This is a genomic window from Butyrivibrio sp. LB2008, from assembly GCF_000621565.1.
GTDB lineage: Bacteria > Bacillota > Clostridia > Lachnospirales > Lachnospiraceae > Butyrivibrio.
Genome location: NZ_JHXZ01000020.1, coordinates 15,610 through 28,253 on the forward strand (window position 1 = coordinate 15,610; position 12,644 = coordinate 28,253).

The following is a 12,644-nucleotide window of genomic DNA, read 5'->3' on the forward strand; positions in this document are numbered from 1 at the left end:
TTACTCCTCATCATCCGCATCCATGGATTTTGCCTTCGGAAGGGAAAAGATAAATTCCGTTCCGACACCCTCTGTGCTGATGACATTTATATTTTCTTCGTGTGCTTTAATTATCTCTTTTACAATGGCAAGGCCAAGACCTGTACCCTTCTTATCCTTACCTCTGGAAAGATCCGACTTGTAGAATCTGTCAAAAATAAGCTTCTGATCGTCCTTCGGTATTCCTATTCCGCTGTCTTTTACCGAAACAAAAACCTTGTTGTGCTTCTCTGTAGTCTCAATCTTGATGGCGGAATTCTTGTTGCTGAACTTGATAGCGTTATCCACAAGATTGTAAAGAACCTGCTGTATCTTGCTCATGTCCGCACTTACAAACATCTTGTCATCGGTAAGGACCAGATTGATCGCGATATTCTTGTTAAGGCACGTTCCCTCAAAAGATTCCGCAACCGTCCTGATAATACTGTTTATATCAAAGTCGCTCTTATCAAGGAGCATTCCCTTTGTATTCAGATTGTTGAGCGTAAGCATCTCATTTGTGAGCTTTGTAAGCCTGTCGGTCTCATTAATTACAATTCCCAAATACCTGTCATGCATCTCAGGCGGAATAGTCCCGTCCTGCATGGCAACCAGATATCCTTTTATGGATGTAAGCGGCGATCTGAAATCATGCGAAACATTTGCGATAAATTTCCTCTGATCGTCCTCCTGCCTTGCTATCTCACCCGCCATATACGCAAGCGAAGCAGCAAGATATCCCATCTCATCCTCAGATTCAACCGAGAACTCGTAGCTCATGTTTCCCACAGCATACTGCTCTGTCGCGGTCGTGATCTTTCTAAGCGGCATATACACGAGCTCAGTGAAGAAGATAAGGATTATCAGGGACAAAAGAAATAACACAAGCAACATCAGATATGATATATCCAAAAAAGTATTTGCAGACGCTTTTATCGCTGATATAGGCTCATGAATTATCACATATGCCTGCACCTTGTAATTGGCTGTTATCGGAGCAAAAACACTCAGATTCTCCTCACTTAACTGTCCCCAGAAATCACCCGTCGTGTAGTAGGAAGTACCGATAACCGTAGGATCGAAGTCCTTTATCACAATTTCTTCCCCCTGCTTGAAAACTCTTGAAGAATCAAGAACAAGTCTTCCCGAAGGGTTAACTATCCAAATCACGGAATTATCCATGTACATGGACAACGAAACCAGCTGCTGGTGAACCGTTTCAAGCGAAGTCTCACTGTTGTAAAGATCTGCGGCGTATGTATTTGCTATCTGCGTTGCAACCCTGTACATGTTATCGGCCTTATCACGCCTAAGGCGCTCATAAGTCATCCCATACACGAAGGTCGCCACAACAATAAACCCGAAAATTCCAAACAGCAGATACGCCAAAAGAAATTTTAGGTAAAGTGTACGTTTCATTTACTGTTGCACCTCGAATTTGTATCCGATTCCCCAGATTGTTGCTATTCTCCAGTTATCATGGTCATTTATCTTCTCACGAAGCCTCTTTATATGCACATCGACAGTTCTGGTATCACCAACGTACTCATATCCCCAGATCTGATCAAGAAGCTGCTCTCTTGTAAAAACATGGTTCGGAGAAGCTGCAAGGAAGTAAAGAAGCTCCATCTCCTTGGGCGGCATATCAACCCTGTCTCCCATGTATGTAACCGAATAATTTGTCATATTGATCTCAAGATCCGGATATCTTACAACCTTATCGTCAGACTCCGCAGGCTCCTGCGTCTGCGGCTTGTATCTTCGAAGAACCGCCTTTACTCTGGCAACAAGCTCTTTTGAATCAAAGGGCTTTTCCATGTAATCATCAGCCCCCATCTCAAGTCCCAGAACCTTATCAAAGACCTCTCCTTTGGCGGAAAGCATGATTATCGGCACCTGAGATACCGTTCTTAATTCTCTGCACACCTGATATCCGTCTATTCCCGGAAGCATCAGGTCAAGAAGCACCAGATTAGGCTTAAAACTGTCAAATGTATTTATTGCCGACTCACCATCGTTACATATCCTGGTCTCAAAACACTCTTTTACAAGATACAAAGAGATGAGTTCCGCAATATTATTGTCATCATCTACTATCAGTATTTTCTGTTTACTCACCATATCTTATCTTTATCCTCACTTTATAAACGTCACTATAGTAACTCCGGCATCTCCCTCGCCAAATTCGCCCAGCTTAAAAGACTTAACATAGGGCACTGACTTAAGATGCGCATGAACTGCCTGTCTCAATATACCCGCACCTTTTCCATGCACAACCCGCACGTTATTAAGATGTGCCATATAAGCATCATCCAGGTATTTATCAAGCGCAGCGATCGCATCATCACTATTCTTGCCGATCAGGTTTACTTCTGTTCTTATGTTGGCAGCTCTTGAAAGATCCATCTTATTACTTCCCGACGACCTTCCGTAAAACTTCTTCATAGCTGCTTTGCCATCCTCGTCCTTTATAAGTACAAGGTCGCGGATATTTGCTTTGGTTCGCATTATTCCGCACTGAATATAAAGATTTCCATCCTTATCGGGCTTCGAACTGATCGTTCCCTTAAGCCCCATGGAAACTATCTTTACGGATTCTCCAAGCTTAAGCTGCGATTCCTTCAGGATAGGATGTGTCTCTTTTGTCTTCTCCTTCTTTGCAGAAATAGCCTTATTCTTGTCGGAGATTTTCTGTCCCACTCCGGTTCTGGCTCTCTCAAGATCCTGCATTGATGCTCCGGGACCGGCTTTTCTAAATGCCCTTATGGTCTCATCCGCAACATTTTTGGCCTCCTGAAGTATATCTCTGGCCTGCTCGTTAGCCTCCCTCAGAATATCCTCCCGCTGTTTATCAAGCTTGTCGGATTTTTCCTCAAGGCGCTTCTTAAGATCCTCAACTTCTTTTTTGTACTCGGCGATCTCAAGCCTCTCGCTCTCGATTGTCTTTCTGCTCACCTCAAGATCCGCAAGAAGATCCTCAAACTTCTTATCCTCCGTGCTTATCTGCTCTTTGGCCGCATTAATGATATCCTCAGAAAGACCAAGCTTTGAAGAAATTGCAAAAGCATTACTCTTTCCGGGAATTCCGATAAGAAGCCTGTACGTAGGCCTTAATGACTCCACATCAAACTCACAGCTTGCATTCTGCACACCCTCAGTATTGAGCGCATAAACCTTGAGCTCGCTGTAGTGCGTTGTCGCAAGCGTCCTGATATTTCTCTTATGAAGATCGTTAAGTATTGAAATAGCAAGAGCCGCTCCCTCTGTAGGATCGGTTCCCGCACCGAGCTCATCAAAAAGACACAGCGAATTCTCGTCTGCATTCTTAAGAATCGACACCGTATTTGTCATATGCGACGAAAATGTTGAAAGCGACTGCTCAATACTCTGCTCGTCTCCGATATCCGCATAGACTTCATCAAATACCGAAAGTTCCGACCTGTCACCTGCAGGTATCGCAAGGCCCGCCTGTCCCATTATGGTCAAAAGACCTACTGTCTTAAGCGTTACAGTCTTACCACCGGTATTTGGTCCCGTGATTATCAGCATTCCAAAATCTTTTCCCGCATAAACATCTATCGGGACAACCTTATTCTTGTCAATTAAGGGATGTCTGCCCTTTCTGATATCAAAATAATGGCGGTCGTTAAACACAGGCGGAATCGCATTTATCTCAAGTGCGTAAGAAGCCTTCGCAAAAACAAAATCAAGATCCGTCATTATCTCTGCGTTATACTTTATCTCATTTACATGCTCGGAAACCTTCATGCTAAGCTCTGCAAGAATCTTCTCAATCTCAGCGCTCTCCTGAAGCATGAGCTCTTTCAGCTTGTTATTTAACTCAACAACAGCCGCAGGCTCAATGAAAAGAGTCGATCCCGACGAAGACTGGTCATGCACTAGTCCGTTTATCTGTGACTTGTATTCAGCTTTTACAGGAATACAGTATCTGTCGCCCCTCATCGTAACAACCGCATCCTGAAGGTATGTCCTCATGGATCCGTTTATCATTCGCATGAGCTGATCGTGTATACGGTCGTTTGTAAGCATCATGTCTCGTCTGATATGCTTAAGCGCAGGGCTTGCATCAGAACTGATCTCGTCTTCCGAAACGATGCACCTTCTGATTTCCTGAGACACAAAAGTTAAAGGCTCCAAAAGCTCAAAGCTCTCAGACAACGAATCCCTTGATTCATCCTCTCTCTGCGGTCTTCCGTACGACTTAACCCTGTTTACATTTTCCAAAAAAGCCGCCAGTCTCAAGAAGTTCGCAGCATCCAAAGAGCTGCCTATTTTGAGCGCCTTAAGAACACCGGAAAAATCTCTGTTGTCGCCAAAAGAAATAGAACCTTTCTTAAATATCCTGTCGATTCCGTCTTTTGTCTTCTGCTGATTTTTTCTGATCTCTTTTATGTCAGAAGATGGAACAAGCTCTCTGCAGAGTTTCTTTCCCGGCTCTGAACTTGCATGTTCCGTAAGTTTTTCTGTTATCTTATCGTACTCAAGTACGTGAAGTGCTTTCTGATTCATTTTTTAAATCCTTAATGCCACCTTTTCACACAATTATCCAAAGTACAGTTTATCATTTATAACCCCCTGTGGCTAGTGTTATGACTGGTATTCATCTTTAAAAGCGGCTATAATTGGATAGTAAAACGGAGGAAAAAATATGCCTTTTAACGATCAGGATGAAAACAAGAAAGATACCTCGTTTATAAGTGAAAAGATAAAGCAGCGCCCCATAAACAGAAAAAAGCTTTTGCGCAGAACGATAATAACCGCCTCAATGGCTGTAGTATTCGGACTGGTGGCCTGCCTTACATTCCTTTTGCTCCAGCCGCTTTTAAGCGACAAGCTCTATCCCGAAAGTCAGCCTGAAAAAGTTTCTTTTCCGGAAGAATCGGCAAGCGATGAGTTGACTCCCGAGGAAATGTTCGCTGATGATAATGAGATTGCCGAAAGCGAAGCTATGAATGAGGAAAGCCAAAAGAATCAGATAGATGAGGCTATTGCTTCTTACGCATACAATGAATCAGACTATGCCAGAATAGTGGCTTCACTTAAAGATGTTGCAGACGAAGCATCAAGGAGCATTGTAAGAGTTACAGGTATTACCAACAGCACCAACTGGTTTAGTGATTCCTTTGAAAACGGCGGTGCTTCCGGCGTTATCGTAGCAGACAACGGAACCGCTCTATTTATCCTTGTACCGTCATCTGCGGTAAAAAACGCCAAAAGTATCAAGGTGAAATTTTGTGACAATTCGTCGGCTGATGCCGAAATGTGTCTTGCCGATACAGTGACCAGCCTTTGTGTTATCAGCGTAAAACTCTCAAATCTTCAGGAAAGCACCAGAACCAGTATAAAACTGGCAGATTTTGCCAATACAAACTTTTCGAATTTGACCGGAGTTCCGGTGATTGCAGTCGGAAGTCCCATCGGTATACAGAACTCAATATCCATCGGGATGATCACATCTGATAAATCTCCGCTTAATCTTGCCGACTCAAATTACAAGTATATTACGACAGATATGCTCGGAAACAGCGACAGCACAGGAGCAATCGTCGGATTAAACGGCAAGCTTCTCGGAATAATTGACATGAACTGCACTTCCAAAGATAAGGACAAAAAAAGTCGCGAAGGTATTCCAAATCATATCTCAGCAATTGCTATCACTGAACTAAAAGACCTTATCACAGACCTTTCAAACAAAGAGACTCGTGTTTTATTCGGAATCCGCGGCACAACTGTACCTGTGGATATCCAAAATGAAATGAACATGCCCGCCGGCGCATACGTAATTTCTACGGTTCAGTCCTCTCCCGCTATGAACGCAGGGATTCAGAGCGGCGACATTATAACGAAAATCGATGATGACGAGATAATCTCTTTTGACCAATTTATAAAAAAACTTGCTGATTATTCTCCGGATGATATAATATCAGTTACTGTAATGAGACAGTCCAATAAAGACTATACACAGCTTAAAACCAAGGTTACGCTTGAAAGCGCAACACATGACTAATATATTTTTAGAAAGAGGATCTTGATGAAATTTTTAAAAGACTTAAAACCTGGCGACAGGATCGCCGACATCTACATGTGCAAACACAAACTCAGTGCAACAACAAAGAACGGTAAAGAGTACTTCTCCGTTACACTTCAGGATAAAACGGGAACTGTTGATGCCAAGATCTGGGAACCCAACAGCGAAGGAATCGATGACTTCGACGACGCAGATTATCTTGATATCTTCGGTGAAGTGACAAGCTTTAACGGTGCAATACAGATCAATGTGAAGCGTGCAAGAAAGTGCCACGAAGGCGAATATGACCCTTCGCTCTATCTTCCCGTCTCATCAAAAGATAACAACGAAATGTACAAAGAGCTTCTTGGAATAATCGGAAGCATCGAGAATCCTTACCTCAAGAAGCTTCTTGAAGAATTCTTTGTTCAGGACGAAGATTTTATAAGCAAATTCCGCAAATCAAGCGCAGCCAAGACTGTGCATCACGGTTTTATCGGCGGATTGTTGGAACACACATTGAGTGTAACAAAGCTTTGCGATTATTACTGTAAATCATATCCGGTTCTCAAAAGAGATCTTCTCCTTGCTGCGGCAATGTTCCACGACATCGGAAAAACCAGGGAGCTTAGCCTCTTCCCAACAAACGATTACACCGATGAAGGACAGTTCCTCGGACATATCGTTATTGGAGCCGAAATGGTCAGCGATAAAGCCAAAAACATCGAAGGTTTCCCGACATTGTTAAAACAGGAGCTCATTCACTGCATTCTCGCTCACCATGGCGAATACGAATACGGTTCTCCCAAAAAGCCTTCAATTGTCGAGGCTGTAGCCCTTAACCTCGCAGACAACACAGATGCCAAAATGGAGACTTTCACAGAGATCATAAACAATATCACTGAGCCCGGATGGCAGGGATTTAACAGATTATTCGAAACAAATCTTTTTGATTCAAAATTAGATTTTTAATCTTGTGAAACAGAAAGCCCCGAAGGATTCTTCCTTCGGGGTACTTTTTTACAATCTTGATATAAAGTTCTCAAGTCTCTCCATAGCAGCTTTCAGATTTTCAAGTGAATATGCATAAGATATTCTGATATATCCTTCTCCGCAATCACCAAAAGCTGTTCCGGGAACAACAGCAAGCTTCTCTTCTTTCAAAAGCCTTGTACAGAAATCATCACTTGCCATTCCGAATTTCTTTATGCAAGGGAACACATAAAATGCTCCATAAGGCTCAAAACAAGGAAGTCCGATACGCTTAAACTCATTCAGAAGATATCTTCTTCTGTGGTTGTACTGCTCACGCATCATCTTGACATCATCATCACCGTTCTTAAGTGCCTCTACAGCAGCATACTGACTGGTAGTAGGTGCGCACATGATAGCAAACTGATGAATCTTGACCATCTGCTCCATAATCGCTTTCGGTCCGCATGCATACCCCAGTCTCCATCCTGTCATGGCATAAGCTTTAGAGAATCCATTGATCAAAATAGTTCTCTCTTTCATTCCGGGAAGTGAAACAATAGAGACATGCTTTCCCTTGTATGTGAGCTCTCCGTAAATCTCGTCGGAGATAATGTAAAGATCTTTTTCTCTGACAACTGCTGCGATCTTCTCGAGATCTTCTTTCTCCATAACGGCTCCTGTCGGATTGTTAGGGAAAGGAAGTACCAATATCTTTGTCTTATCGGTTACCTTCTCGAGAACTTCTTCAGCAGTAAGTCTGAATTCATTTTCTTCCTTAAGTTCGATTATAACCGGCTTAGCATCAGCAAGTATTGCACATGGCTCATATGATACATAACTGGGCTGAGGAATAAGTACTTCATCCCCGGGATCTACCATAGCTCTGAGTGCCAGATCGATTGCCTCAGATCCGCCGACTGTTATAAATATCTCTTTTACAGGGTCATACTCTACCCCCTGAGTTCTCTTGATATACTCTGAAACTTCTGTCCTGAGCTCTTTTAGTCCGGAGTTGGAAGTATAGAATGTTCTTCCTTTCTCCAGTGAGTATATGCCTTCATCTCTTATGTGCCAAGGTGTGTCAAAATCAGGTTCTCCCACACCCAATGATATTGCCCCCTCTGTCTCCTGAACAATGTCAAAAAACTTTCTTATACCCGAGGGCTTTATATCAACAATCTTCTTTCCTATCGGATTTCTCATGGTGTTATCTTCTCCCTTGTGTCTTCGTACTTTCTGGTCAGTATTGTTCCGTGATCTTTATACTTCTTGAGAATAAAGTGTGTCGCGGTACTGAGCACAGTGTCAAGTGTAGCAAGCTTGTTGTTTACAAATCCCGCTACTTCCTGCAAAGTTTTGCCCTCAAGGATTACCATGAGATCAAAACCTCCACTCATAAGATAGACACTTTTTACTTCAGGGTATTTGTATATTCTCTCAGCAATGCTGTCAAAACCAATTCCTCTCTGAGGTGTTACTTTCACTTCAATAAGGGCATTCACTTTATCAATAGTTGTCTTGGACCAATCGACCATTGTATGATAACCGCAGATTACACCCTCGTCCTCAAGAGCTTTAAGTTCGTTCGCAACTGTTATCTCTTCAGATCCGATAAGAACACTAAGTTCATGTACATCTATACGGCTGTTTTTCTCAATAATAGTTAATATTTCTTCTCTGATGCTCATTTGTATCTCCATCCTCCTGTTATTCATCCCGATATATATAATACTACAATTCCGGATACTTATCCCAGTATTTTATGAATTTGGTCACATCCCGGCATATCCAGATACCTTGTTTCATCAGCATTTGTAATGATCTTATCATTTCCGCTCTTAAGATATCCGACAACCTTTGCAGGAATTCCCTCTTTTTCAAGTTCCGCAACAAGCCTGTCTCCGTCCTCACATGCAAAAAGAAGTGATCCTCCCGACAAAAGCTGATAAGGATTAATTTCATAAAACTCGCAGATTTCAACAGTTTCCTGTCTTATCGGAATGCTCTTTAAATCCACTTCTAGTCCGGTTCTCGCTTTTTCTGCCATATCCCAAAGAGAAGCAAATACTCCTCCATTCGAAATATCGGTTACAGCGACCGCCCCGGACTTCATGGCGACTGCGGCCTCTTTTTCCACATTCATGTAATTCTTAAAATCAATCGCATCCCGAATAAACGGAACAGGATACTTGGAACTTAACGCTTCTTTTCCTTTCTCTGCTATCATTGCCGTCCCCTCAAGACCGATCCACTTTGTAATAACAAGAGCCTGTCCGGCTTTCAGATTATCATTCTTACCAATATCGAAGCCACCATTCTTCGCGGTTCCTACGCAATTCGCAGTTATAACAGGTCTCGTAACAGCGCTTGTCACTTCCGTATGCCCGCCGGCATAATCAACTCCATATTCCTTACACGCTGAAATGGAATCTTTTACAATTTCCTTTAGCTGTTTCTCTTCAGTTTCTTCCGGAAGAAGAACAGATACCGTGACATGTGTAGGCGTTATTCCATGAATCACAAGATTTCCGATTGCCTTCATGACCGCATAATATCCGCCATCTTTGATATCTACCGTAACAGGACATACTGCGGAAAACACTTTTTCATATTGAGAAAAAGCGCAGTCTGCCCCTGCAACTGCGCTCTCATTGTTTTTATATTCTGTTTTTATCAACTTCAAAACGGATCTCTTAAGAATGTTCTCTGAAATTTTACCTGTTTTCATTTCTTCTCCGGGTCTTGATCAGTTTTTAGCCTTCACTTAATTCTTGCTTCCTGCCATTCCTACCGGATTCTTTCTCCTTATCCGAAGAATGGTCGTCATTTCTGGCCTCTGCACTCTCATCAGAATCTGACTTTCTCTCTGAATTAGCTGTAGATGTTGATTCTGTTTTTGGCTCATCATTGGTTGTAACAGTAGTTTCTGTCGTCTTCTCTGTAACTACTGTACCGCCGGAAGTTGTCTTCTTCTCAGTTGTAATTGTTGTAGTAGAAGTTGACTTCTTATCAGCAGACTCTGTCTTATCAGAACTCTTAGCAGCAGACTCTGTCTTCTTCTCACCTGTAGTTACCGGTGAAGAAGGACCTGATTTCTTCGGGGCATCTGTAGAAGCTGCCTTAGAATCAGACTCTGAATCTGTTGTAGTAGCTGACTTCTTAAGACCAAGCTGTGATGCAACCGATCTGATTGTACTGATATCCTTTGATTCCATAGCTGTCTTAAGCTCAGCCATAGCCTTCTCATCAGCACCCTTTGTTCCAACTGTGATAATTCTGGGAACCATGTTATATGTGCTGGTATTGATTATCTTTGTAGCGGCCTCAACACCGTCTTCCTCAACAACTTTGCAGAGCTGAGACTTGTATCCAAGGTGTGCAGACTGCATTCCTACATAACCGAGAGCCTGTGACGGATCTGTCATATACTTATCTTCTGAAGCAGGAGTCTTGTCAAGAATAATGCTCTTGTAAGTAACCTTTCTTCCTGCAGGTCTCTTGTCATGTCCGTAAATTGTAAATGTAATATGCTTATCAGGTGTGCAGATACCCTCGATGTAGATCGGAGAATCTGTGTTATTTCTGAACTTGAAGTCCTTACCGCCTGATTGTGCAATAGCTGCATCGGCAGAAGGCTCAACATAAGACACGATCATTGAATGATTATGTCTCTCAGTAACGTCAAGCTCAGCTAAAAGAACTGCGTTATAAAGAGTTGATGATACCTGGCAGATACCACCACCGATACTCTCAACAACAAGACCGTTCAGGTATGAACCGGCCGGATAATATCCATTCTCCTCAGTAAAAGGAGTGATTGTATCAAGAATTGAAAGCTCTTCGCCGGGATCAAGCGTAATTCCGTTAAGGTGAGCGCATCCGTTCTCAACGTTTGCACATCTTGCAGCACCGGATGTCTTATAACTTGTAGTATATGTTCCAAGAACATCACTCATCTTCTGCAATGCCTCTTCGTTCTTGAAGGCATCAACAGTCCTTACTGCAATCTCAACCTCAGTGTTATCTTCAGCCCATGAATTCTCGATGAAATCTTTAAGGATTTCCTTCGACTCATCTATGTTTACAAGATAACCTTTTATTCCCGTTGCCTGCTCAGATTCGCCCTCTTTCAGAGCTTTCTCTCTGTTTGCTTTTTTGCCTTTTTTATCTTTTTCTTTTTCTTCTGCAAGGTTAATGGTTTCTAAGTCCTTATTGAACTCCGTACTACATTTGCGGATTACAGTTGAAAGCGCCTCATCGTCAATATTGTACTCAATATTGAACTCGCGACTGCTCTGCTCAACGTCCTTGCCTTCCTTGTATCTCTGAACTACATTTCCTTCATGTCCGACGGCATAAGCCTCTTTGACAACATCAGGATTACTCCATGACAACCCCAAATCTGTTCCATGAACTGTTACTTTTTTTCCATTACCGCCTGTAAGAACTATCTCACCTGTAACAACATTTTCAACTTTGTTTTTTACAGCCTCCTTAGCCTCTGCGACCGTCATTCCAGACGCATCAATGTCCCCGATTTTTACGCCCTTTACGATTGTGTTGTTAGCTGCCGCCGATACCCTAATTGAAGGCGCAGCTGTCAAAGCAAGTACCGAAAGAGCGAGTCCGCAAAAAAATCTCTTCATAATACTTCCACTTCCTACTTTCCTTTTGTCCTATACGCGTTATTTTGTGCTAAAATTGTACGTGAAAAACCATCATGTGTGTTTATGGAAGGTAATTATAGATGAAATTTCCTATTTTAGCAAGTACAATTATTGTCGGCTTTTTTTTTAATATCTCAATGCGTCGGGTTAGCAGAAAAGAAGAGGCTCGCGAAGCAAGCTTCTGGGAAAAAGAGCGAAAATCCAATAACGTCAGAAAAAAAAGTCTTGAAAACCTCGATTATATCTGCATTCCTGTAAACGTTCTTCCGTTTGGAACTTCCAACGGGGACAAAGAATTGGAAAATTCTGAACAAGAAGTCCTCGCTTTGAAGGATGAGAAGATAGTTAATCTAACCGGAATATCCAATACCGATCTAAAACTGGAGTACGGCACAGCCAACATTACACCACTTTCAATCTATGACCAGAACTATACATCCCTTGTCCGCGGACTGCAGAGATGGGGCAAAGCCCTGTATGACGCGGGCCGATACGAGGACTCGGCAAAGGTTCTTGAATTTGCAGTAAAGACCAGGACAGATATCACTGCTACATACAGACTCCTGATTGACCTGTACAAAACCAAACTGTCACTCAGTGAAAGCGAGATTGAAAAGAAGCTTAATTCATTAATCCCTATTGCGAATAATCTTAACTCGCTAAGCAGGCTAACAATACTTAAACTTCTTGGCTACGAAAAACCTGTTCCAAAAGAACAAGTCCATCAGCACTAAATATATGCAGATTGACCATTTATTTTTTGACTCGTTTTACATCCTATATTAATAGGAAGAAACTCATTCAGTTTTTTATAAAAATGCTTTATTTTAGTTCTAAAAATTTAATTTTAGCTCAATAAAACTTAATATCCTCCTATTAATATAGGAAGATTCTCACGTCAAAAAAGCACCATTTCAGATTTATACAGTCAAACCTGAAATGATGCTTTTCTATAT

10 protein-coding genes are annotated in these 12,644 nt (G+C 42.1%); 3 read left to right on the forward strand and 7 right to left on the reverse strand.

The window, feature by feature from the left end; translation table 11 throughout:
* The 3 genes from T356_RS0107770 to T356_RS0107780 are packed head-to-tail and all read right to left on the reverse strand — an operon-like array spanning position 1 to position 4,548.
* Complete coding sequence (locus T356_RS0107770) at positions 1 to 1,437, reverse strand: HAMP domain-containing sensor histidine kinase (RefSeq protein WP_026514015.1); 1,437 nt, start codon at positions 1,435 to 1,437, stop codon at positions 1 to 3.
* The gene (locus T356_RS0107775) at positions 1,438 to 2,139 is read right to left on the reverse strand and encodes a response regulator transcription factor (RefSeq protein WP_026514016.1); all 702 of its coding nucleotides are present in this window, start codon (positions 2,137 to 2,139) and stop codon (positions 1,438 to 1,440) included.
* Between the two features lie 15 nt (positions 2,140 to 2,154).
* Positions 2,155 to 4,548 (reverse strand): endonuclease MutS2, encoded by a 2,394-nt coding sequence (locus T356_RS0107780; RefSeq protein WP_026514017.1) that lies wholly within the window; start codon positions 4,546 to 4,548, stop codon positions 2,155 to 2,157.
* Positions 4,549 to 4,687: 139 nt separating this feature from the next.
* On the opposite strand from T356_RS0107780, the gene T356_RS18780 reads away from it, so the two are divergent.
* A complete protein-coding gene (locus tag T356_RS18780; protein ID WP_051563266.1) occupies positions 4,688 to 6,046 on the forward strand; it encodes a S1C family serine protease in 1,359 nt (452 codons plus the stop codon).
* A 24-nt stretch (positions 6,047 to 6,070) separates the two neighbouring features.
* Positions 6,071 to 7,018, forward strand: a complete 948-nt coding sequence (locus T356_RS0107790) for a 3'-5' exoribonuclease YhaM family protein (RefSeq protein ID WP_026514018.1) — start codon at positions 6,071 to 6,073, stop codon at positions 7,016 to 7,018.
* Positions 7,019 to 7,066: 48 nt separating this feature from the next.
* On the opposite strand, the gene T356_RS0107795 is transcribed toward T356_RS0107790, so the two are convergent.
* The 4 genes from T356_RS0107795 to T356_RS18785 form a co-directional block, all read right to left on the reverse strand.
* On the reverse strand, positions 7,067 to 8,224 hold the full coding sequence (locus T356_RS0107795; protein ID WP_026514019.1) for a pyridoxal phosphate-dependent aminotransferase: 1,158 nt from the start codon (positions 8,222 to 8,224) through the stop codon (positions 7,067 to 7,069).
* On the reverse strand, positions 8,221 to 8,703 hold the full coding sequence (locus T356_RS0107800; RefSeq protein ID WP_026514020.1) for an Lrp/AsnC family transcriptional regulator: 483 nt from the start codon (positions 8,701 to 8,703) through the stop codon (positions 8,221 to 8,223). The genes T356_RS0107795 and T356_RS0107800 overlap by 4 nt, the downstream gene beginning before the upstream one ends.
* Positions 8,704 to 8,768: 65 nt before the next feature.
* Positions 8,769 to 9,749 (reverse strand): AIR synthase-related protein, encoded by a 981-nt coding sequence (locus tag T356_RS0107805; RefSeq protein ID WP_026514021.1) that lies wholly within the window; start codon positions 9,747 to 9,749, stop codon positions 8,769 to 8,771.
* 25 nt (positions 9,750 to 9,774) lie between these two features.
* A complete protein-coding gene (locus tag T356_RS18785) occupies positions 9,775 to 11,667 on the reverse strand; it encodes a VanW family protein (protein ID WP_051563267.1) in 1,893 nt (630 codons plus the stop codon).
* Positions 11,668 to 11,768: 101 nt separating this feature from the next.
* On the opposite strand from T356_RS18785, the gene T356_RS0107815 reads away from it, so the two are divergent.
* Positions 11,769 to 12,422 carry a hypothetical protein gene (locus tag T356_RS0107815; RefSeq protein WP_026514022.1) on the forward strand — a complete coding sequence of 218 codons (654 nt, stop codon included), beginning with the start codon at positions 11,769 to 11,771 and terminating at the stop codon, positions 12,420 to 12,422.
* The last annotated feature ends 222 nt before the right edge of the window (positions 12,423 to 12,644 follow it).

What these genes read in the sequence shown, in the direction of transcription:
- T356_RS18785 (WP_051563267.1), bottom strand. Translation starts at nt 11,667, where the DNA reads ATGAAGAGATTTTTTTGCGGACTCGCTCTTTCGGTACTTGCTTTGACA.
- T356_RS0107795 (WP_026514019.1), bottom strand. Translation starts at nt 8,224, where the DNA reads ATGAGAAATCCGATAGGAAAGAAGATTGTTGATATAAAGCCCTCGGGT.
- T356_RS0107815 (WP_026514022.1), top strand. Translation starts at nt 11,769, where the DNA reads ATGAAATTTCCTATTTTAGCAAGTACAATTATTGTCGGCTTTTTTTTT.
- T356_RS18780 (WP_051563266.1), top strand. Translation starts at nt 4,688, where the DNA reads ATGCCTTTTAACGATCAGGATGAAAACAAGAAAGATACCTCGTTTATA.
- T356_RS0107775 (WP_026514016.1), bottom strand. Translation starts at nt 2,139, where the DNA reads ATGGTGAGTAAACAGAAAATACTGATAGTAGATGATGACAATAATATT.
- T356_RS0107805 (WP_026514021.1), bottom strand. Translation starts at nt 9,749, where the DNA reads ATGAAAACAGGTAAAATTTCAGAGAACATTCTTAAGAGATCCGTTTTG.
- T356_RS0107770 (WP_026514015.1), bottom strand. Translation starts at nt 1,437, where the DNA reads ATGAAACGTACACTTTACCTAAAATTTCTTTTGGCGTATCTGCTGTTT.
- T356_RS0107790 (WP_026514018.1), top strand. Translation starts at nt 6,071, where the DNA reads ATGAAATTTTTAAAAGACTTAAAACCTGGCGACAGGATCGCCGACATC.
- T356_RS0107780 (WP_026514017.1), bottom strand. Translation starts at nt 4,548, where the DNA reads ATGAATCAGAAAGCACTTCACGTACTTGAGTACGATAAGATAACAGAA.